Annotated in this window: 24 protein-coding genes and 5 tRNA genes; 8 read left to right on the top strand and 21 right to left on the bottom strand. The window is 41.4% G+C overall.

The genetic code is table 11. The features are described 5' to 3' along the window. Positions 1 to 239: 239 nt before the first annotated feature. The 5 genes from OXU73_00295 to OXU73_00275 form a co-directional block, all read right to left on the bottom strand. Positions 240 to 587: a hypothetical protein gene (locus OXU73_00295; protein ID MDD9867767.1), complete on the bottom strand. Its 348-nt coding sequence runs from the start codon at positions 585 to 587 to the stop codon at positions 240 to 242. After that, positions 571 to 1,347 (bottom strand): DUF4065 domain-containing protein, encoded by a 777-nt coding sequence (locus tag OXU73_00290; GenBank protein ID MDD9867766.1) that lies wholly within the window; start codon positions 1,345 to 1,347, stop codon positions 571 to 573. Before OXU73_00290 ends, OXU73_00295 begins: the two co-directional genes overlap by 17 nt. A gap of 190 nt (positions 1,348 to 1,537) precedes the next feature. Beyond that, entirely contained in the window at positions 1,538 to 1,963 is a 426-nt protein-coding gene (locus tag OXU73_00285; GenBank protein MDD9867765.1) for a hypothetical protein, read from the bottom strand. Between the two features lie 144 nt (positions 1,964 to 2,107). Then, the gene (locus OXU73_00280; protein ID MDD9867764.1) at positions 2,108 to 2,497 is read right to left on the bottom strand and encodes a hypothetical protein; all 390 of its coding nucleotides are present in this window, start codon (positions 2,495 to 2,497) and stop codon (positions 2,108 to 2,110) included. 1,063 nt (positions 2,498 to 3,560) lie between these two features. Continuing rightward, positions 3,561 to 3,634 (bottom strand) — tRNA-Arg (locus OXU73_00275). Positions 3,635 to 3,702: 68 nt separating this feature from the next. Here OXU73_00275 and OXU73_00270 point away from each other — a divergent pair. Continuing rightward, positions 3,703 to 4,287: a DUF3750 domain-containing protein gene (locus OXU73_00270; GenBank protein MDD9867763.1), complete on the top strand. Its 585-nt coding sequence runs from the start codon at positions 3,703 to 3,705 to the stop codon at positions 4,285 to 4,287. Between the two features lie 47 nt (positions 4,288 to 4,334). Here the strand turns inward: OXU73_00270 and thyA are convergent, their stop codons facing one another. The 8 genes from thyA to rpsT all read right to left on the bottom strand — a co-directional run bounded on the left by thyA (position 4,335) and on the right by rpsT (position 10,343). Next, complete coding sequence (gene thyA, locus OXU73_00265) at positions 4,335 to 5,240, bottom strand: thymidylate synthase (GenBank protein MDD9867762.1); 906 nt, start codon at positions 5,238 to 5,240, stop codon at positions 4,335 to 4,337. Positions 5,241 to 5,304: 64 nt separating this feature from the next. Beyond that, on the bottom strand, positions 5,305 to 5,658 hold the full coding sequence (locus tag OXU73_00260; protein ID MDD9867761.1) for a nucleoside triphosphate pyrophosphohydrolase family protein: 354 nt from the start codon (positions 5,656 to 5,658) through the stop codon (positions 5,305 to 5,307). 99 nt (positions 5,659 to 5,757) lie between these two features. Beyond that, positions 5,758 to 6,285 (bottom strand): hypothetical protein, encoded by a 528-nt coding sequence (locus tag OXU73_00255; GenBank protein MDD9867760.1) that lies wholly within the window; start codon positions 6,283 to 6,285, stop codon positions 5,758 to 5,760. Positions 6,286 to 6,411: 126 nt separating this feature from the next. Further along, on the bottom strand, positions 6,412 to 7,107 hold the full coding sequence (locus OXU73_00250; protein ID MDD9867759.1) for an ABC transporter ATP-binding protein: 696 nt from the start codon (positions 7,105 to 7,107) through the stop codon (positions 6,412 to 6,414). Between the two features lie 5 nt (positions 7,108 to 7,112). Beyond that, positions 7,113 to 8,363 carry a hypothetical protein gene (locus tag OXU73_00245; protein ID MDD9867758.1) on the bottom strand — a complete coding sequence of 417 codons (1,251 nt, stop codon included), beginning with the start codon at positions 8,361 to 8,363 and terminating at the stop codon, positions 7,113 to 7,115. A 6-nt stretch (positions 8,364 to 8,369) separates the two neighbouring features. Next, positions 8,370 to 9,908 carry an efflux RND transporter periplasmic adaptor subunit gene (locus OXU73_00240; protein MDD9867757.1) on the bottom strand — a complete coding sequence of 513 codons (1,539 nt, stop codon included), beginning with the start codon at positions 9,906 to 9,908 and terminating at the stop codon, positions 8,370 to 8,372. A gap of 109 nt (positions 9,909 to 10,017) precedes the next feature. After that, positions 10,018 to 10,089, bottom strand: a tRNA-Arg gene (locus tag OXU73_00235). Beyond that, positions 10,080 to 10,343: a 30S ribosomal protein S20 gene (rpsT, locus tag OXU73_00230; protein ID MDD9867756.1), complete on the bottom strand. Its 264-nt coding sequence runs from the start codon at positions 10,341 to 10,343 to the stop codon at positions 10,080 to 10,082. The genes OXU73_00235 and rpsT overlap by 10 nt, the downstream gene beginning before the upstream one ends. 114 nt (positions 10,344 to 10,457) lie before the next feature. On the opposite strand from rpsT, the gene ruvA reads away from it, so the two are divergent. The 5 genes from ruvA (at position 10,458) to OXU73_00205 (ending at position 13,640) form a co-directional block, all read left to right on the top strand. Beyond that, positions 10,458 to 11,024, top strand: coding sequence for a Holliday junction branch migration protein RuvA (gene ruvA / locus OXU73_00225; GenBank protein ID MDD9867755.1), 567 nt, complete (start codon positions 10,458 to 10,460; stop codon positions 11,022 to 11,024). Further along, positions 11,021 to 12,334 carry a UDP-N-acetylmuramyl-tripeptide synthetase gene (murE, locus tag OXU73_00220; GenBank protein MDD9867754.1) on the top strand — a complete coding sequence of 438 codons (1,314 nt, stop codon included), beginning with the start codon at positions 11,021 to 11,023 and terminating at the stop codon, positions 12,332 to 12,334. Before ruvA ends, murE begins: the two co-directional genes overlap by 4 nt. 1 nt (position 12,335) lies before the next feature. Continuing rightward, positions 12,336 to 13,133, top strand: a complete 798-nt coding sequence (locus OXU73_00215; protein MDD9867753.1) for a hypothetical protein — start codon at positions 12,336 to 12,338, stop codon at positions 13,131 to 13,133. Between the two features lie 28 nt (positions 13,134 to 13,161). Beyond that, positions 13,162 to 13,536, top strand: coding sequence for a hypothetical protein (locus OXU73_00210; protein MDD9867752.1), 375 nt, complete (start codon positions 13,162 to 13,164; stop codon positions 13,534 to 13,536). A 30-nt stretch (positions 13,537 to 13,566) separates the two neighbouring features. Continuing rightward, a tRNA-Lys gene (locus OXU73_00205) sits at positions 13,567 to 13,640 on the top strand. A 16-nt stretch (positions 13,641 to 13,656) separates the two neighbouring features. Here the strand turns inward: OXU73_00205 and nrtS are convergent. The 4 genes from nrtS to OXU73_00185 all read right to left on the bottom strand — a co-directional run bounded on the left by nrtS (position 13,657) and on the right by OXU73_00185 (position 15,391). After that, positions 13,657 to 13,923, bottom strand: coding sequence for a nitrate/nitrite transporter NrtS (gene nrtS / locus OXU73_00200; GenBank protein MDD9867751.1), 267 nt, complete (start codon positions 13,921 to 13,923; stop codon positions 13,657 to 13,659). 97 nt (positions 13,924 to 14,020) lie between these two features. Next, complete coding sequence (locus tag OXU73_00195; GenBank protein MDD9867750.1) at positions 14,021 to 14,608, bottom strand: GIY-YIG nuclease family protein; 588 nt, start codon at positions 14,606 to 14,608, stop codon at positions 14,021 to 14,023. 257 nt (positions 14,609 to 14,865) lie between these two features. Next, positions 14,866 to 14,953: transfer RNA gene (locus OXU73_00190), tRNA-Ser, on the bottom strand. Positions 14,954 to 14,962: 9 nt separating this feature from the next. Then, positions 14,963 to 15,391, bottom strand: coding sequence for a hypothetical protein (locus tag OXU73_00185; GenBank protein MDD9867749.1), 429 nt, complete (start codon positions 15,389 to 15,391; stop codon positions 14,963 to 14,965). A 67-nt stretch (positions 15,392 to 15,458) separates the two neighbouring features. Here OXU73_00185 and OXU73_00180 point away from each other — a divergent pair, with 67 nt between their 5' ends. Next, positions 15,459 to 17,594, top strand: coding sequence for an ATP-dependent DNA helicase RecG (locus OXU73_00180; protein ID MDD9867748.1), 2,136 nt, complete (start codon positions 15,459 to 15,461; stop codon positions 17,592 to 17,594). Here OXU73_00180 and OXU73_00175 read toward each other — a convergent pair. The 4 genes from OXU73_00175 to OXU73_00160 form a co-directional block, all read right to left on the bottom strand. Next, the gene (locus tag OXU73_00175; GenBank protein ID MDD9867747.1) at positions 17,582 to 18,085 is read right to left on the bottom strand and encodes a hypothetical protein; all 504 of its coding nucleotides are present in this window, start codon (positions 18,083 to 18,085) and stop codon (positions 17,582 to 17,584) included. The two genes, OXU73_00180 and OXU73_00175, sit on opposite strands and share 13 nt — an antisense overlap. Positions 18,086 to 18,413: 328 nt before the next feature. Further along, positions 18,414 to 19,028, bottom strand: coding sequence for a hypothetical protein (locus OXU73_00170; protein MDD9867746.1), 615 nt, complete (start codon positions 19,026 to 19,028; stop codon positions 18,414 to 18,416). A 167-nt stretch (positions 19,029 to 19,195) separates the two neighbouring features. Continuing rightward, positions 19,196 to 19,807 carry a hypothetical protein gene (locus tag OXU73_00165; protein MDD9867745.1) on the bottom strand — a complete coding sequence of 204 codons (612 nt, stop codon included), beginning with the start codon at positions 19,805 to 19,807 and terminating at the stop codon, positions 19,196 to 19,198. A 366-nt stretch (positions 19,808 to 20,173) separates the two neighbouring features. Next, positions 20,174 to 20,743, bottom strand: coding sequence for a hypothetical protein (locus OXU73_00160; protein MDD9867744.1), 570 nt, complete (start codon positions 20,741 to 20,743; stop codon positions 20,174 to 20,176). A 308-nt stretch (positions 20,744 to 21,051) separates the two neighbouring features. Here OXU73_00160 and OXU73_00155 point away from each other — a divergent pair. After that, positions 21,052 to 21,125 (top strand) — tRNA-Ile (locus OXU73_00155). Positions 21,126 to 21,136 lie beyond the last annotated feature (11 nt).

The following is a 21,136-nucleotide window of genomic DNA, read 5'->3' as shown; positions in this document are numbered from 1 at the left end:
TGAGGCTACTTTGCGGAAGGAGACGCGAGAAGGCCTTGTTGCAGAATTTGGAGTGGGCTACAACAAAACCGAAGTGAACCTTGGTATAGGTGGCTATAGAGTCAATGCCAAGGGAGGCGGTGTTACCGTTGGAGCGGAGGTGAGGTTGCCCTTCCAGTTGTGACCTTGTGAAAGAGGATATGGATGTTCTTTTTATTGGGCGTTTGGTTGGTGTAAAACCAACCAAACGCCCCTTTTTTTTATCGCTTTGGTTTTTCTTTTGTGTATTCTTTTATTCTTTCCTTGTCTTCTTTTTCTTTGTTTCCTTTGAAATAAATTTCAATAAATTCAATTTTTTGTTCGGCTTCAAAATAGGAATATATGATGCGGAAGGAATTTCTCTTTAGATATTTACAAAAAAATCTTGCTTTTATGATATAAAAGGTTTCGGTTTGTGTGATGACATTAAAATGCTTGCTATTTCCGATGGGGTCCACTGAAACTACCTTACAAAATTCCTGCAGATCTTTGGGTAAAGATTTATATTTTTTTGCAAGGGTTTTGAATTCTTTTTGAAATTTTGATAATTCATTAAAGTTCATCTTCATAATTTCTTACAGAATATCTTTCATCACGATAAAAAACAGTTTCATAAGAAATGACTTCGCCGTTCTGTGCTGCTTTCCAAGGTATGTCTCCGTGTGAATATTTTTCTATTTCTTTAGCATTCTTATCAGAAAGTCGTGCTAATACCTCGTCAATATGCTCAACTTCACGCGCAGTCAAGATTTCAAGGTTTGGGCGTTTGGTTGCTAAGTATTTCTTTTGACCATATTTAAAATATTTACTTTCTACCACTTGAACTTCTCCCTGTTTTTGCATTTCTTTTATTATTTTGCCGAGTTCAACAGAAGTGGGACCATGGTGATTTTTAATGTATTTTGCTCCCATCAAATTTTCCTCAAATTTTTCATAGTAGTCAAAATCAATGAAATAAAGAAGTTTGTGTAAGACCGTTTCTCCTACATTGGACTTGCCGCCCACTTTGTTTAGGACATAAAGGAAGACCTGCTTGAATTTATCAAGGTCTTTTCTGGTAACGCGAATCTCCAGGTCGTTTGATTTTCTTGTGTTTTTTGTTTTCAATTTCTCAATGGAAACTTGCATTTTGTTTTCTTTTTTTTCAAGAAAGTCTTTAAGTGATATATCAAAGATGATTGCCAGTTTTTCTGCTTCGGAAATTTTAAGTTCGCGTTCCCCTCGTTCAATGTGTAAATAGGTGGGACGAGAAATGCCGAGCTCTGACGCAAGGTATTCTTGTGTCAGATTTTTTTTAGTCCTATTTTGTTGTATAAATTTTCCAAGCATGATTGTTGTTATTATTTTATTGTTATATGCTATTTTATATGATGTAAGATTTCTTGTCAAGGGTTGTGTAAAGGAAATTATACGCTGTTTCTTTTGATTTATAAAAAGTAAGGGGCGGCAGGTTGCGATGCAACCTGCCGCCCAAAAATTGCGAGCGGTGAGTGGCTTGAGAAGTTTTAGAGTGAAAGTTTTAAGCCTCACTTGCTATTGACTTCATCAATACCTCTTTCATTTCCTTGTATGTTTCAAAGAAGTAGCGGTCGGGGTCTCCTCCTTTAACACAGGAAAAAATAAACCATTCATCGCCGCTTGGTGTCCGAAGATAACAACGGATGTCTCCAAACTTATTAAGCAGAACAAAGGCGGCTTGTTGGTTGTGTGGATTTTTGCTCCTAAGCGACCACTTTACTTCCTCACCGCTATCTTTGATAAGGATTATCTCGTCTAGTTCTGCGCAGGCTACAAGCCAACTCGTGTTTGCCGGTTTGCAGACATCAACGATGCTGTTGGGGCTGGCTTTGGGCTGAGAGTAGGCGCATCCCTGTAAAAACAGAATGGCTAAAAGCAAAAAGAACGCGAATCCTTTGTTTGGCATTTTCTTTACCTCCTTTTTCAAAACTATGGGTTCAAAAAGAACAACGGATTAAAACCGTTTCATTACTAAAATATATAGTTTTACAATAAATTTGTCAATAAAAGAAAAATCTAAGCAATCCATCCCTCAGTTTAGATTGCTTAGATTTAGAAAGATCAAGGTAGATCATTGCCCACTTCCGCTTCCGCCTGTGCTTCCACTTCTGCTTCCGCCCACGCTTCTGCTTCCGCCCACACTTCTGTGTTTTCTTTTTTCATCAAGAAGTCTGCGGGCTTTGTTTTCTTCTTTCTCCATATCTGCTTCGATTCTAGCCAATTCACCTAAAAGCCTGTTTGTCTCATTTGTTGCTTGTGACAATTTGGCACGCATATATGCCATCTGTTGTCTTGAGTCCTCCAATTTACTAACGATTCCTGCCTTCTCATCTTTTAGTTCTAGATAATCTCTCATTGATTTGGTCGTACGACTTTCGTCGTCTTTGTCTCTGGGGCAAATTTCTTCGTTTACAACTACAAACGGTCCTTTCGGATCAGTCCTTCCATCTCCAGTAGACATGACAAACCTCCTTCTTTCTGCTTCGTGAGATTTAGGGGGTCTTTGACACTATCAAAGACCTAACTAAAGTTTACAAAATTAGTAAAATTTTTTCAACTCCACGCCTCCTCCTTGGGATATGTCTTTGAAATATAGGTAATTAATCAGCCTCCTCGGCACCTATTCATTATCGCTCGCTCGTTCCACTCGCTTCTATTTTATTATCGCTCGCTGTCGCTCGCTTGACGCAACTCGCAGGCTCGTTGCGGTCGGGCTCACGATTTGCAACCTATTACTTCTGCTATCAACTTTGAAAAATTATTAAAATATGTTATCATTAAAGAGTAAATGGACATACCAAGTCCCCACACCTCCCTTACGGGAGGTGTAGATATTTTATAGCATCAAACTTTTTAATTTTTCTTTTAATTTCTCAAACTTGTTTTCTCTCAATTTATATTTTCTATCGACCAATCTTTTTTTGTCAAATATGCGAAGTTGTTGCAAAGATGCTAAGTCGTCTTTTATTTCGCCTGTGTCTTTGAAATATAGACAATTAATTAGCCTCCTCGGCACCTATTCATTATCGCTCGCTGTCGCTCGCTTGACTTGCCTCGCAGGCTCGGCAAGGTCGGACTCACATATTCCAACCTATTACTTCTGCTATCACTCGCTAAGAAAAAAGCGCCGAACCTATAGCCCTGACGGGCTCGTTCGTGTCAACAACCATTTATACTTGAGGCGTGTCTTTGAAATATAGACAATTAATCAGCCTCCTCGGCACCTATTCATTATCGCTCGCTCGTTCCACTCGCTTCTATTTTATTATCGCTCGCTGTCGCTCGCTTGACGCAACTCGCAGGCTCGTTGCGGTCAGACTCACACACTCCAATCTATTACTTCACTATTTGAACGCTTGACGCAACTCATAAATTCGTTGCGGTCGGACTCACATATTCCAAACTATTATTTTTGCTATCGTTCGCTAAGAAAAAAGCGCCGAACCCATAGCCCTGACGGGCTCGTTCGTGTCAACAACCATTTATATTTGAGGTGTGTCTTTGAAATATAGGTAATTAATCAGCCTCCTCGGCAGGATTCGAACCTGCGACCTACTCCTTAGAAGGGAGTTGCTCTATCCAGCTGAGCTACGAGGAGTTATATTGATTATACCAAAAACTAAAAATTTATAAAGGTTTGTAGTATGATTTAATAAGTTAGGGATTATGAAAAAAATTATAAAAAAAATATTAAAGGGCATTCTGTATTTGTTTTTGTTTTTAATTGTGTTGCTTTCAATACTTATAATCTGGGACTTTACTGGGTGGGATAAAGCGTCAAGGGAGTCGTCGGGAATTGCACCTGACCCAAAGGAGACGAGAGATGCGGTTATACAAATTTATGCGGCGGAGCTTTGGGGGTGGCGAGGTTTGTTTGCAGACCATACATGGATTTCAACGAAGCAAAGGGGTGCGGAGCAGTACACGGTTTATGAGGTTATTGGCTGGCTTACTTCGGAGGGTTATGATTCTGTTTTAAGGATAGAGAAAGATTTACCAGATAGATTTTGGTATGGTGCTACTCCAAGGGTGCTTGTCAGTTTGCAAGGGGGTGTGGCGGAGGAGTTGGTGGAAAAGATTCATAATGAGGCGACAAACTATCCTTACAAGACGGATTACTCTACCCTTCCTGGTCCAAACAGTAATACTTTTATCGCTTGGATTTCTTGTAGAATTCCAGAGCTTGATCTTGAGTTGTCGCAGAGGGCGATAGGAAAAAATTATTTGGAGAAAAGGGGTTGTGATTTATAAAGCAATCCCCCGTCCGCGTGAGCGGACGGGGGATGAAAAAGAAAAGGTCAGACTGCCATTTCGGCACGAATTGCTGGTTCGTGGGTGTATCCCTCTAACCAAGCAACTCGTTTGACAGCATCCTTATCTATCGGAACTCCACCCTTTTTACCCAACTCAAGGTCTTTAAGTGCCTTGATATTCTTGTTTATGACAAGCTTGGGCAAGGGATGTGTTTTCCTGCTAAGTTGCTCTTTCACCGCATCCATGTGATTTGCATAGATGTGGAAATCACCAAGAACAATTTTGAGTTCTTTGGGTGTCTGACCGACAATCTGAGCAACAAAGCATAGAAGCAGCGCATAAGATGCGATGTTGAAGGGGACGCCCAGGAACATATCGCAACTACGCTGGAACATCATCAAAGAGAGCTCGCCGTTAGCAGAGTAGAATTGGAAACCCATATGACAAGGCGGTAGGCACATTTGGTCCAACTCACCTGGGTTGAAGGCTTGGACAACCAGTCTCCTATCGCTTGGAGTTTCCTTGATCATCTTTATCACCTTCGCCAACTGGTCTACATGTGATCCGTTTGGCCTTGCCCACCCTCTCCACTGTGCACCGTATACTCTGCCCGCATCTCCTTCAAACTTGGCATAACCTCTTTCCAACCAATAGCCAGCGTTTGCGTTGGCATTCCATATCTTGCAGTCAAGATCGTTCAAGATTCTGGTGTCGGTTGAGCCAGAGATGAACCAAAGAAGTTCACTCAAGATGAGGTGGAAGGGCATGTACTTTGTCGTCAAAAGAGGAAACCCCAAAGACATGTCGTGGCGAATTATCTCGCCAAAAAGAGAAAGGGTTTTCCCATTTCTTCCATCACGAATATTGCCACACTCCATTGTCCCCATTAAGAGATCGAGGTATTGGACCTCTATGTTTTGGGGTTGTTGTGGCAGGTAGACGTCACTCATGGTCTTACCTCCTGTTTTTAAAGAACCTGTTTTTATTGTTACAAAGTGCGTTCATAATGTCAAGTTATCTGTTATCCCCAGATCCATGTAATTTGCTTCTGTCTTTTCTGGATTGTAATTTTTCAATATTTTTGTTTGCGACTTCTTCAAGCGATGAACCAAACCTTATGGAGAGGCGGGCGGTGTACCAAAGAACATCACCCAGTTCTTTTGCTATCTCTTTTTTCTGGTCTTCGCTCATTTGTTCTATGTCTTTTCCCTTTTGGTCGCGAATAAATTTTTTTAATTTATCTGCTACTTCGCCTGCTTCGCTGGTCAGTCCGAGTGTCAGATAAGCGGCTTCTCTTAGGCTGTCAGACCTGTCATATCTTGCGGTTGTTTCTGTAAAATCTTCGTATTCTTTGAAAGTTTTTTTCATTAAAATAATTATACCATTTTTTGTGTAAAAAATTTGGAAAAGTGAAAGCCCCACGCCAAAGGCGTGGGGCTTCTCAAACAGCCCTTGACGGCATTTGAGTTATGCCACCCTATGACCGTTTATACGACCCTCCTTTTTTTCTTCACTTCCGTTGGCATCCCTCTTTGCCAACTGTTTGAGCATATTTCTATACTCAAACAAAGTTCCGTTGCGGTGATGGTGGTGGATGATCTTGAGGAAAGAGAGCATGACCTCTTCTTCCATATTGGAAGGGAAAAAATCCCTTTTCAGATACCCTCCCAACATGTGCCTCATCTCTTCCGAGGTAAGACCAAGAGAATTCTCTCTATTCTTAACAAAGATTTCCTTCAAAGTAGCCCAGAACTCTTGGTCTCGCAAAGCCCTTTCTGGAGCTTTCAAAACCAGATTCCTTACCAGATTCGTTTCCTTGTCAAGATCAAGACCAACCCTGATACGCTTCAGAATCCCCTCAAAGTTGTCGGTGATTTGTTCCAGTAAGCGATCTCTCTTCGCTACTTTGGGAGTGACTGAGACCCTCAGTTGCCCTTCGGGATTGTCCTCTGAAGACGATTCACCTGTTGCACCTGCTACATTTGCTATTGTCATTTCTAACACCCCTTTGTCGTTGTGAAAAAGAACAAGGTCAAGATTATTCTTAACCCTAACCAAGTATATGATAATACAAAAAGTGGTTTTGATGCAAGTTTTGGTAAGTTGGGTGTGGAAATTGTCTCATTTTCTCAGCTCCTCTTCTTTTATTATTTTGCCGTCTTGAATGACTATCATTTTTTTTGCTTCTCGCGCGTATTCTTCCTCGTGTGTAACCATGACGATGGACTGCCCTTCCTCGTTGAGTTCTTTGAATATGTCTATGACCTGTTTTGATCTTTCTGTGTCAAGATTTGCTGTTGGTTCGTCTGCAAACAAGATTTTAGGTTTGTGTGCTATTGAGCGGGCGATTGAAACTCTTTGGCTTTCGCCGCCGGAGAGTTGAGATGGGAGATGGTCAAACCGTTCTCCCAAGCCAAGTCGCTTGAGAACTTCTATTGCGCGTTCTTTGGCGACATCTTTTGATTCTCCGAGCATGAGCATCGGAACGGCAACATTTTCCCAAGCGAGCATCTCTGGTATAAGGGCGTAATACTGAAAGACAAAGCCAAAGTTTTCAAGGCGATATCTGACTCTTTTCTTGGTTGAGAGTGTGTTTGCAGGGATGTTGTCTTTTCCCAAAAATATTTCACCAGAGGTTGGGTTGTCTAAAAGGCTTAGGCTGTATAAGAGGGTGCTTTTTCCTGTTCCTGACTTTCCTGTTATTGAGAAAAAAGATCCTCTTGGAAATGACAGGTCAATGCCCTTTAAGACGGGTGTGATTTTGTCGCCGTCGTGATAAGTTTTTATTATTTTTTTTGCTTTGAGTATTGTTTCCATATTGTTTATTGATCCATAATTGCTTGAATTGCCGGCTTTCTCACAATTAATTTTGCTGGGATGTAGCTTGCGATGATTGTGGTTACTACAAGAAATGACAAGCGAAGTGTTATGCCTGCGGTGGTTACATATAATATGCCGTCAGAGAAAGGAAAGTTTATGGGGTTTGCTTCAAAGTAAGGAACTAAAAAGAAGTATAGCAACGAGAGTCCGAGCAGCATTCCTATGAGCACATAGAAAAGGGCGTAAAGCACATAAGATATTTCTATCGCGACTGGTGTGACTCCTATGCCTTTTAATATTCCTATGTGTCTTTGTTTTGAGACGGCATTAACAAATATTATTATAAATATTGTTATTGAAGAGACGATTAAACTTATCACACCTACGGCGGCACCGAGTGTGAAAAATGTGTTTCTTATGTCATTGAGAAAAGGTCCTATCGCTTCGGCAGGGGTTTGCACTTTTGCATACTTGCCTGTCCCAATTGCAAGGAGTTCTTCTTTTGCGTTGTCGGCATTTACTCCGTCAAGTACTCTGACTGCTATCTGGCTTGCGTTTCTGTCTGTTCTGCCGAGTATTTTGCGCAGCTCATTTTCAAGCATTACTATGCTTAGATCAAACTCTCCTGATTTTGTCCCAAACACGCCTCTCAATCTGTATTTTTTTACAGGTCCGCCAGATATGCTTACATAAATTTCATCACCTGGATATACATCCCTAAGGACGAACTCGCCAAAGGGAGAATGTCGTGCGACCAGTCCTCTGCCGACCAATATCCACCCTCTGTCATTGTTTGTGAGGTAAGATCCTTCAATTATTCTTTGATGTAGACCGACAACCGAAGACTCTTTCACGGGGTCGACGCCGTGAACGGAAGCGCCGACAGAACGGGGGATGACATTGGGATTTACAGCGCCATAAAATTCTTCTGATTCAAACAGAGATGCACTGCCTATGTATCGGACACTGTAGTCTTTTACCCACGGGCTACCTTCAATCTTTTTTATCACATCCTGTGTTCTGTCAATGTATGGTCGGTTGTCATTTGCGGTTAAAAAAACATCACCTGCATATCTTAGACGGAAGCCGTCAAGAGAGCCCACGATTATTCCTTCTAACAGACCACCAATCACGACAAGGTTCAAAAATGTCAGGAGCATCACAAAAATTACCAGTATGGTAGTCCATATGTTAGCACCACGAACATATCGGACTACGAGAAAGATTGCTACTTTTATGTCATCAAATGTCATTTTGATTTAGGGCATTAAAACGACAACTCTGTCCCCTTCATTTACACCACTCAGAATTTCGGTGGTTCCTCTGTCGGTTGAGACTCCAGTTTCTACAACCACCTGCTCCCTTGTTTCACCTGTTCTTATGATTGTTACGGTTGAGTCACCGTTGGCGTTTCTCATTATCGCTCCGTTTGGAACTGTTACTATGTTTTCGTGATTTTTGGTTGGTATGTCTATATCAACTGAAAGACCTGGTCGTAGGCGGCTGTCTTGGTCTGTTATTGCAAATTCAACTTTGTATGTCGGAACATTATCAATTACTTTTTCAACGACATTAACACTATTTATGACTGCTCCAAATTTTTCTTCTATCGCTTCCACTTCTGCTTGGACTTCTTCTCCTTCATTAAAATAATTTATATCAAGCTCGGAAACATCCACGACTACTTTTAGAGATGTGTCGCTTATGAATCTGATTGTTCCATCTCTGTCTTCTATCGCTGCTTCGCCCTCTTTTACAAAAACTTCACCTATGACTCCGTCAAAGGGAGCGAAAATTTTTGAGCGGCTTATATCAACATCTATCCTGTTTATCTCTTCCCTTGCTCTTTCTACTAATGCTATCTGTTCTCTGATGTCTTCTTCCGAAGTTCCAGCGAGGAGCGATTTTTCATCAAGGATTGCTGTTTTTAGTGCGGATGATTCTGCTAAAACATTGTTAAGGCTCTGCGTTGTTTTTCCTATGGAACTTGATATTTCTTTTGCAAAATTAGAGATTGGGTCTGAGGCGCCTATCGGCAAAGAACCTCTTTCCTCTGCCCTTTTGATTTCAGCGAAGACCTGGTTTGCAAAAATGCCTGCTAATTTTAGGTCTTCTATGAGTTTTTGTAATCTTTCAACGGAACTTTCGGTGTCTTGTATTGGCGAGTTCAAAAAATTGTCGGTGTTTGTTCGCAAGATGCTTCCCATTCTGTTTCGTCCATTTTCAAGGTTTTGTTTGGCGGTTCCGCTGATAGAAACTGAAAGCCGTGGAGAGTCAGAGGTGACATTTATAAACCACTTGTCTATATTCAGACGAAGAGATGATTCAATTGATATTAAATCTTGTATCGCATTTGCATCTGCGCTTCTTATCGCATTTGCGAGTCTTTGTCTTGTGCTGTTGGTCTTTGCCGCTTGGACTTCCTTTTCTTCTTGTGTGGCACCTCGTCTTAGTTTTGCAAGGCGTGCCTCCTGCGCTTCTAAACTATGGGTAAGTTCATTTCTTCTTCTTGTTAAATCTTTTATATCAAGAGATGCGAGAAGTGTTCCTTTTTTGACTTTTTCTCCTGTTTTGCGATAGATTCTTGAGACGATACCAGAAGTGCTTCTGAAAGAAAGTGTTACATCTCTTAGTGCCTCTATGCGCCCAGAAACGAGTATCGTTTCTTGGTAGTTCTCTGTCTTTGCTGTTTCAGTGGTTTCTTTGTTGTTGTCATTGCCGCCAAAAACAAAAAGCGCAACAAAAATTAAAACTACAAGGACGATTATTGTTATCAGTATTTTCTTTTTTCTTGTCATAGAACTTATATTAAATATACCATACCTTATTAATTATTGCTTGGCGCAACCCATAAATTCGTTGCGGTCGGACTTACACTCCATGCCCTAAATATAGGTAATTAATTAGCCTCCTCGACAGGAATCGAACCTGTATCGCGGGCTCCGCAAGCCCGTGTTCTATCCGTTGAACTACGAGGAGCTTTTGATCATCCTAACAAGCCGTGACTTCTTGCGAGATGCTGTGTTCTTTTTTATCACGCCACCCTTCGCTGCTTTATCAATCGCTTTTTGTGCGACCTTGTATGCTTCCATTGCGCCCGCTTTGTCTGATGACTGCGCTTTTTTTATTACATCGTTCACGGCTTTACGCATCGCACGGGTGCGATTTAGGTTGTATTCTCTTTTGCGTAGCGAACTACGCATTGCCTTTTTTACTGATTTTGTGATTGGCATATGTATTCCCCACTATAATATGTAAATGAAAATATAACAAGTTCTATATTTCTGGTTTTGGGGGTGGTGTTTTATAGGGCTTTTCTGCTGTTATATAATAAATACATAGAAAATATGATTGGTCACATCTTTGGAAAGGTCATAAATAAAGACGGATTTTACTTAACTATAGATGTTGGGGGTGTTGGGTATATGGTCGTTGTCTCAACAAAGGTCTTTTTGGGCGTGAAGGTTGGCGAAGATATTTCTTTGTGGATAAGAACTTGTGCTAAAGACAATGACATAACCCTGTTTGGTTTTGGTAAAAAGGAAGACAGGGCATTTTTTGATATGTTGTTGCAGGTGTCGGGTGTCGGTCCAAAAACTGCGATGTCTATTGTCGCGACCACAGAGACCAAAGAACTCTCAGATGCCATAGCGGTCGGAGATGCTGAATTATTTTCAGAACTTTCTGGGGTGAGAAAAAAAATGTCTGAGAAAATAACATTGGAGTTGAAAAACAAAATTGGAGATATGTCTACCCCTCTTAACAAAACAGAGGAAGAAGTTATTGAGGCGCTTGTTTCGCTTGGTTATGAGAGAGCAGAAGCAAGACGCGCACAACTTGAGACAGGTAAAGAAGGCGGTGATGTTTCTGAAAGAATAAAAAGGGCTCTCTCCCTACTAAACAACAAAAGATGAAAACAAAAGATGAAAGATGGCTTACAAACAGCCTCAATTTTTTCCGAAAGTTAATACCAAAACCTTTGTTTAATTTTTTTTGGAAACCATATCACTTCTTCCTCGCTGTCACCGCAGGAATTCGTTTTGGCTTTCCTGCAAAAAAACTTACTGTCATTATTGTCACAGGAACTAAAGGCAAGACAACAACAACAGAGATGATACACAGACTGCTTAAAGCATCAGGACTTAGGGTTGCGCTTATGAACGGCATTCATTTTATAATAAGAGATGAAATTGTTCCAAATAAATTCAATATGAGTGTTCCTGGCAGATGGTTTATCCAGCGTTTTTTGCGTGAAGCGAAAAATAAGGGCTGTACGCATGCTGTGTTGGAGATGACATCTGAAAGCACCGTTGTGTATAGGCATTTCTTTACATACCCAGACACACTTGTCGTAACAAACATAGCAAAAGAACACATTGAAGTACACGGATCGTTCAGCAATTATCTTCAAGCGAAGCTTCGTCTTAGGGACTCCCTTGAAAAATCTTTCAAGCCAAACCGTCATATCGTCCTTAATGAAGACGAACCCCTGCTTCGCGTGTTTCACCCTGCAAGAGACACCTCCATCATCGTTGACATGGTCTCGCCAAAATCCGTTAAGCCAAACTACACGCGAAAAGGTGTTGAGTTTTCTTTCAAGGGGACAAAATTTTTTCTGCCACTTTTTGGGCGAGGACATTTTGAGAATGCGCTGTTTGCCCTTACAGCAGCGTATAATTACGGCGTACACTCTGAGCTTGCAAAGGAAGTTGTGAAAAAAATGGACTGCATAAGGGGACGGATGGAGAAAGTTTCTGCGCTTCCAGTTCCCTTTGATGTGTACATAGATTACGCGCACACAAAAGAATCAATGGAGCAACTTTTTCAGGCATTTCCCAAAAAGAAACTTATTGCAGTTTTTGGTATGACGGGAGGAGGCAGAGACAAATGGAAGAGGCGAATTTGTGGTGAACTTGCCGACAAATACTGTCATTTCACTTTTCTAACAGAAGATGACCCGTATGAAGAACCCGTTGAGGATATAATGAACGACATAGATGAGGGAATTAAAAATAAGAAAAAGAGAGCAATGATTGCCAACCGCGAGAAAGCGATTCATGAAGCGGTTAAAATGGCGTTTGACACGCCACGCGCTGCCGTCTTGATTATAGGATATGGAAGTCAGAGTTATTGTGTGAGGAACAATGTAAAAATCCCCTGCAATGACAAAGAGATAACAAGGACGGCAGTTTTTAAGATAAAAAAAGCAAGAGATAAAAAGTAGTATGAGATTGTTAATCGTTGTGATAATAATAGCAATTATTCTTGGCTCTGGTATTCTCATAAGAGCAATTTTAGATAACAGTGTAGAGAGAAACCTGCCAAGAGAAGTATCTGACATTCCAAGATCGGAATATTTTGGGTTGATTAAGTTTGAGCCGCAGGTTACAGAAAACTTTTCGCGTGCTCAAGAAGAATACATAATTCTGCAATCAAGTCAAAATCTGGAAACACCAATCTCACTTGAAGGTTGGTCTATCTTACGGCTTTCAGATGAAAAACTATTTGCCCTTCCAAACGCCTCTCAACCAGTAGTTCCAAACACGCCACAACTTCTTGAACCGATAATCATACAGCCAAAACATTTTGTCGTTGTCACAAGCGGAAGCTCGCCTTGGGGCAATTCATTTAGGACAAATATATGTAGCGGATATGCGACACAACTCTTCTCCTTCTCCCCCACTATAAAAAACAGGTGCCCGCTTCCTGAGGATGTTTTGGTCTTGTTTGGTGATGAGAACCTGCTTCTTGAAACCCCCTGCGTTGACTATCTCAACAATCAAAAAACATGTCGCGCTCCGCTTGATCATCACCAGACAAGCAGTCTGAGTGCGTCTTGTCGTGGATTTATAGACAAGCATATTAATGAAGTCGGCTGTATTCAGGACTATGAAGAATATCCCAACTTTTTCCTACCCGAATGGAGAGTATATCTCGGCGAAACCGAGCTGTTATGGCAAGACGGCGAAGTACTCGCACTCCTTGATGACAGCGGATTCTTGGTTGATGCCGTTGTGTATTAATTGGCGACTGTTGTGATATAATTTTGTTATGACATTTCCGATTTTTCCAGATTTATTAATTCTCTTTGACTTTATCGCCCCCATCATCTTGCGCCTCGCAATGGGTATTTGGCTTATATATGTGGTGTACTGCCACCTCTCAAAACCAAAAAGAGGAAGCATTGGAGATATGTGGAACATACTAATGATTATCATTGGCATCACCGCGATTATGATTATCATTGGCTATTACACCCAACTCGCCGCTGTGGTATCTTTTGTTATATCTGCCCTGCACATTATATTCCACAAAACTATAAGTTACCAAAAAGAAAGGGCTGTTTGGGTCTTCGTGCTAATCCTCTCTTTCCTTCTTTTGTTGTCAGGCGCAGGTGTCTTGTTCGCAGTAGACATACCTTTATAGTTTGGAAAAGTTTTACTATAATAAAACAGACCGCCCATAGCTCAGTCCGGTAGAGCAGCTCCCTTTTAAGGAGATGGTCCTAGGTTCGAATCCTAGTGGGCGGACAAGGATGAAATAATTTCAGTGTGTTTGGTTGTGGGCTTTTTCTTTTATTTCTTCAATTCGTTGTGCGTGCTTTGCCGCGGCATAACTTGCAACAGAAAAAGGAACGAGGTAGGTGATAAGAATTTGGAATACTTGAGTAGAAGTTAAGGTCCAAGTGAAGATACTATCAAAGTGGTTTATAAGAGCAAGAACAGTTCCAACGATTAATGCAGTCCTGATGGAAGTTTTCAAGATATGAGGATGTCTCGCATGATGAAAAATAGATTTTGGGGGTGTAGTCATAAATTTTATACTCCCAATTATATTAACCCCATTGCCAAAAGTCAATTTGGTTTGTTTGGCTCGCAGGCTCGCAAAGGTCAGATTTACACATTCCAAACTATTCCTGCTCAATTCTTTTCCTTCTTTCGTCAAGAGTTTCCCCTTCGTACATCCAATAAAGAGGTCCTGACGCACGATAACCCAAAAGTTCTCTAGCAGACAACGAAAGACTTGTACTCTTACCGTTAAATTCTATATTTCTATTATCAACAACCTTGGCTTTTATATTTTCATCTCGACTAAAATAAAGTTCTGCACCTATGGGGATATCAACTATTTTAAAGTTGAATGTATCTCTATTTTTTCGTTTTTTATCAAGAGCTTTCTGATCCTCCTGTGTTTCAACAAAATCTTTTTGTGGTGTAACATCTTTAAGACAACAAAGTTTAAGTGCAGATACAACTCTTTCTGGCTCAATTTCAAAAAACTCACGGCTAGAACGAATGCGGTTATTTAGAAAAGCATCGTGTAATTTGTCTTCAACAAACTTTGAATCTTTTACAGTACAAGCATAATGACACTCAAACGGTAAGGGCACATTGGTTTTGTCAAGTTCACGGACACGCTTCTCAAGATTTGTGGTTCTTCCAATTTTAACATAACCAGGCATTGCTTCATTGATTAAAATATAAACTATTTCATCCATATATCAAAATGGGTACTAAAAATTAATAAATTGATAATAAATTATATCACAGTTACAAAAGATGTGCGCAAGGCACATCTTTTATTTTGTATGCGGAGAGAGTGGGATTTTTCACTTGCTTTGCAAGTGAAACTGTTTTCTAAGCTCACTTCGTTCGCTAAGAAAAAAGCACCGAACTAAAAGCCCTAACGGGCTCGTTCGAACCCCACTCATATAAATAATAAAGATGTGCGCAAGGCACATCTTTATTATTTATGCGGAGAGAGTGGGATTCGAACCCACGAAGGGGGAAAACCCCTTACTCCCTTAGCAAGGGAGCGCTTTCGACCACTCAGCCATCTCTCCAGTATTAAATTAATTTTTCTTTGTTCCGTAGTGTACACTTCTGCCGGGTTCAAACTGATACATTGTATAGACAATCACTGCTGATCCTATAAATGAGATGTCAAGGGACATTTCAATCCAGTAGAGATGAGCATAAGCATCATATGGTCCGTAGAATACAAATAGAAGCGGAGCAATGAGAACAAACATCATCCCACCGAAACGCAAAATCTTCCAAAGAAAAGGTGTGGGACAATGTGGAATTCTTTCGTGTATGTACCCTATCGCATACGCTATCAAGAACACTGCCAAAACGCTTGTGAATGACGAGATATCAACAACTTGATAAGTAAAGCCAAACAGGTGTAGAAAAAGAATTTCTACAAGCCACATAACAAAGAGTATTGTGATGCCGCCAACGAGAGCAGATACAAAATATTTCTTTTTGAGATATTCCATAATATTGTTATGGTGTTAGAACACCAATTAACATTATATATCATAAAGGAGTATAATAAAAATAGCAATGATTGAGAACGATATTTCCAAACACTTTCGCCTTAAAACCGCACAAACCAAGGGGCTCTCTGCCCTTGGTATAAAAACCATACGCGATTTGCTGTATCACCTTCCCTTTCGGTACTCAACTTATACAGGGGGTCAAAGTGTTCGCGATGTGACGAAGTTAAAGAAAAATGACAAGATCTCTCTGTCGGGCAGAATAACTGCTATAAAAATGCGCCGTGCGTTTCGCAAAAGGACGATGATGTCCGAGGCAACTCTTGCAACTGACGGAGGCAATATGAAAGTCTTGTGGTTTAACCAGCCGTATATATCAAAGCAGTATCCTAAGGGCAGTATAGTCAAACTGTCAGGGACAGTAGGTGGAAGTGAGGGAAAGTTGTTTCTTTCAAACCCAGACATAAGCAATGCGGACTTGATAGGCGAGATGGAGCAAGTGACAAGCAGAGAGGAGGAGATTATCTCAATATATCCTGAGTCAAAAGGTATCACATCACTTTGGTTTAGAGGGGCGATAAAAAGCAAGATACTTCCAATGATAAATGATTTTCCAGACCCGGTGCCTGATGAGATAATAAAAAAGTATTCCCTACCCACAAGATATGAGGCAATGATTTACATACACGCGCCACGGACAAAAAAAGATATTGAGGTGGCGAGAAAAAGGTTTTCATTTGATGAGATATTTTTCTTACAGGTCGCGAAACAAAGGGATAGACAAACAAGAAGTTCAAAGAGTTCGTTTAAGATAGATTTTGACAAAGAAATTTTGGAGAGATTTTTGGAAAAAATGCCCTTCAAACCAACCAACGCGCAGTTGAGGGTAATAGACGACATATCAAAAGATATGAAAAAGAATATTGGTATGTCGCGACTGCTTCAGGGAGATGTGGGGTCAGGTAAAACGATGGTTGCAGCGGCAAGTGCAAGTTCTGTTATAAATTCAAGACCGCCAAATCAAGATTATGGCAGACTACAGGTTGCATATATGGCGCCGACAGAGATTCTTGCTATACAGCAGTTTGAGGTGTTTGTTGATATGTTCAAAGACCTCCCCATCTCCATGGGACTTATAACCTCTAAGATATGCAGAAAATTTCCATCAAAAGTAGATAAAGATAAATCCACCAAAATCTCAAAAAAGCAGATGACGGATTGGGTGAAGAACGGAGAGATTGCTATTGTGGTTGGGACGCACTCACTTTTACAAAAAAATATTTCTTTCAAAAATCTTGCTTATGTCATAGTTGATGAACAGCATAGATTTGGAGTAGCACAGAGAAAGAATATCGCAAGAAAAGATGACATAGCTCCCCACTTTCTCTCAATGAGCGCGACCCCCATACCAAGAACGCTTGCCCTGACTATATATGGAGACCTTGATATAAGCACTCTTGACGAACTTCCGCCCAATCGTGGCGAGGTTGCCACAGAGATAATAAACTCAGAAAGCAAAAAAGAAGTTGAGGGTATCATAGAAAAAGAAGTTTCAAAAGGAAGACAGGTTTATGTTGTTTGTCCAAGGATATTGCAACAAGATGATGATGCCGTCCTTAAACTTCGCTCTGTTTCTGAGGAAGCAAAACATCTCAAAAAAATACTTCCCAAACTGGCGATAGAAGAGTTGCACGGACAGATGAAGCCGAACAAAAAAGCAGAGATTATAGAGAATTTTTTGGATGGGAAAATAGATGTTTTGGTTACAACAACAGTGGTTGAGGTTGGGGTTAATGTCCCCAACGCGACAGTAATGGTTATAGAAAACGCAGAGAGATTTGGGCTGGCACAACTGCACCAATTACGCGGACGGATTTTAAGAAGTGAGCATAGCACTAAATGCTTTGCTGTAACAAAAACACAAAATGATATTTCTTTGGAAAGATTAAAAGCATTCGCTTCAACCAGTGATGGCTTCAAACTTGCTGAAAAAGATTACAAACTGCGAGGAAGTGGTGAGCTGTTTGGAGTCCAACAATCAGGTATTTCAGACTTTGCTATGGAGGCACTGAAAAACAAGAGGCTTGTTGAGCATGCGAGGACTGAGGCAGGGATAATCATTGAAAAAGATTCTGAACTTGCAAACCACAAGGCTATCGCAGAAGAAATTGAAAGAAGAACTTCATCCGTTCATTTTGAATAGCACACAGATTTATTATCGGGGTTTTTGTATATACATATAAACCTACGGGCAAGATCAATCATAACTGGAATCTCAGCATAATCTATAAGTATCGCAATCCAAGCCAAAATCGGATGGAACACTATGCTGTTTCCTTCGGTGAAATGTTCAACTATTATTTCATCTGTAATCCAAAAGAGGTGAAGCCATTGAGAGTTTACAAGTATGAGGGCAACTATCGGTAGGGCTGGTTTTTCTTTTTTTCTTAAAGAATTTATATAAACCAAGTTTACGGTAATGAGGGCAGGTATCTCTATGTAATCTATCACCGCGATTAACACAGCATAAATTCCTTCTATTGAGAAAAGCGAAACGCCAAAAAGTCGCGGAATGACAACTTCCCCAGAAAGCCAGACAAGGTGTATTATCTGTAATATGAAAAGAAAAAAAGCGAGGGTTATCTGGACCCTTTCTGTTTTTTCATACCACTGCCAAAATTTTTTGATAGGCATATTATATATTCTAACCTTTTATTTTTCTTTTGTCTTTGTGTTTTGCTTTTTCTTGTGAAATGTAAGAAATCACTTGCGACAGATTGGAGGGCGTGAGTCCGACTTTTGCGAGCGTGCGAATGTAATAGATTGTTGGGGTATAAGTCCGACCGCAACGAATTTATGAGTTGCGTCAGCGAGTGGCGAAGCCACGAGCGATAATAAATAGAAGCGAACGGAGTGAGCGATTGCGAGTTGCGTCAGCGAGTGGCGGAGCCACGAGCGATAATAAAAAAGTGAGCCATGGCAAACTGCGTTGCCATGGCTCTATGTCCGAGGATTGGGTGCTTCATGCACTCCGTATGGTTGCAGATTTCTCTGTTTCCCTTGTCACCTTGATAAACTCCTCTTCAAAGTGCTCCGCCCTGACAGTCCTATCGCTTGCCTTAGACCAACGATAGACAAGCCAGATCCACAAGCTATCAAGCAGTGCGAATTTGGCAAACACAAACACTTGTGGGTCAAAGAGAGACGCTGAGTACAGAAAAACCAGAGAGATCTTGGTAAACATAGACTCCATTTCCCAAAAATCCTCCGCAAACACCCTCATGTCACACGACCTCGGAAAATAATAAACCTTGAGACCCAAAGAATACGCACTGCAAAAAACAAGAAAGTGCCAAAGGTTATTGTGAAAGCCGAAGGTGTTGACAAGGACGAAGTTCAAAAAGACAGCAAAAGGAAGAATGGGAATCAATAGCAACAACAATTGCATTGCGTTCTGTTGCGCAAATACCTCGCGATATTTGTTCTGGATTTTTTCCAAATCGCTCTTAACTTTTTTACACTTTTTATCCAGTTCTTGCTCGCTGTCGCCAGAAATTACAATACAGGACCTATCGGGAACAACCACAATAATCCTTTCCATAACCACTTCCTCCGTTTTGAAAAGATCATTCGGCAACAACAAGTTGCCTTCTGTTATTAAGTGTAAAGTATATAAATGTTAATGTCAAATGAAGTGTGAGTCCGACCGCAACGAATTTATGAGTTGCGTCAGCGAGTGACGGAGCCACGAGCGATAATAAAATAGAGGCGGACTTTTTAAGTCCGCCCCAAGCTGCCGTGGCTTCAAGTTTTCGCCACGCACAAGTGTGTGCTTTCTCCTACTGTACTTCTCGCTTCCTTGAACATGGGTTCCAGTGACTTTTTAAAGTCCCGCTTTCTGACAGTTTCGCCACTTGCCTTAAACCAATGACAGACCAAATAGGCCCACGCACAGTCAAGCGTCACGAACATGGCAAACGCAAACAAATGTGACTCGTGAATAGACAAGGCACACACTACCAGATAACCCAACAAGAAAAGCAGAGTTCCCTTTTCCCAAAAATCCTCCCCAAACACACTCATGTCACACCGCCTCGGAAAAGAAAGGGCTTTGCAAAGGAAAGAGAAGAGGATGAGAGAAGAGAGAGTATCCCAAGAGTCAAAATGAGGACCAAAGCTGTAAACACAGATGAAGTTCACAAAATTGGCGAGTAAGAAGATGGGGGCTAACAGCAACAGCAAGCCCACTATATTCTGTTTCATAAACATCTTGCAATACCCTCTTTGGACTTCTCCAACCTTCCTCTCCAATTGCCCAGCATGAGAGTTAGAAAGTTTCACCCAAAGACCACCAGGGATTAAAAGAACGGGTTTTTCCATAACCACTTCCTCCGTTTTGAAAAGATCATTCGGCAACAACAAGTTGCCTTCTGTTATTAAGGGTAGAGTATATAAATGTTAATGTCAAATGAAGTGTGAGTCCGACCGCAACGAGCCTGCGACAGATTGGAGGGCGTGAGTCCGACCTTTGCGAGCCTGCGACAGATTGGAGGGCGTGAGTCCGACCGCAACGAATTTATGAGTTGCGTCAGCGAGTGGCGGAGCCGTGAGTGATAGTAAATAGGGGTGACCAAGCGAATGTAATAGATTGTTGGGGTATAAGTCCGACCGCAACGAGCTTGCGAGTTGCGTCAGCGAGGCGGTGAAACCGCCGAGCGATAATAAAAAAGTGAGCCATGGCAACGAAGTTTGCCATGGCTCTATGTCCGAGGATTGGGTGCTTCATGCACCCTGTGCATCCACTCGCCCCTCGTCATGGTTTCTCCAGGTTTGGGGGTGGTAGTAGGAATGCAAGCATAGGAGCAACAGCAACATGTAATCCATGCTTATGAACATGGCGATTGCATGGACCTGTGGGTTGCTTTCACCTACGAACCACAAACTAAACCACACACCAAGCAAAAAGAAAAAGAACGGAGAGGACGCCCTACACATTTTTTCTGGAGATGGCTCCATATCAATCGGCTCGCTCCCCGTAACACACTTGAAAAGGATTGAGAGGACGCCACATACGATGAGTGTTCCCACAACCAACGCATCGTCACCAAAGCTTTCGTAAAAACTGTTGTAGGTGACGATGCCAACAAAGATGGCCATGGGAACCACACACAAGCCTGCGAAAGCAAAATACAGCCCGGCGCTCTTTTCGAGCTCGGAGCGGTGTGCTTTGAAGGCTTTAGCCTCTTCCTCCTTCAATTTGTTTAGCAACTGACTCATACACATTAACGTTTCCTCCTGTTTTGAAAGGACAAATCTGCGATTAACTCCAATCGCAGGGTGATTGGCGGTCAAAGACCGTTATTATCATTATAAGTCATATGGGTATTTTTGTCAAGTGCGGGGTGAAAGAATCGCAGGGTGAGGGGCGTGAGCAAACGGAATAGATTAGAGGGCACGGGTCCGACCGCAACGAGCCTGCGAGCAGAATAGTTTGGAATATGTGAGTCCGACCGCAACGAGCCTGCGAGTTGCGTCAAGCGAGGCGGTGAAACCGCCGAGCGATAATAAATAGAAGCGAACGGAGTGAGCGATTGCGAGCAAAACCAAGCGAACAGCAAGGCTGTTCGCGCTAATGAATAGTGTGGTATATTTTCCTTATACCACCCGTAGCTCAATTGGTTAGAGCACGCGTCTTATACACGCGGGGTTCCTGGTTCAAGTCCAGGCGGGTGGACTAAACACATT

The sequence above is a fragment of the Candidatus Campbellbacteria bacterium genome, assembly GCA_028817035.1.
Lineage (GTDB): Bacteria > Patescibacteriota > Minisyncoccia > Phycocordibacterales > JABAAK01 > JAPPQH01.
This window is presented reverse-complemented; position numbering and strand designations above follow the sequence as displayed.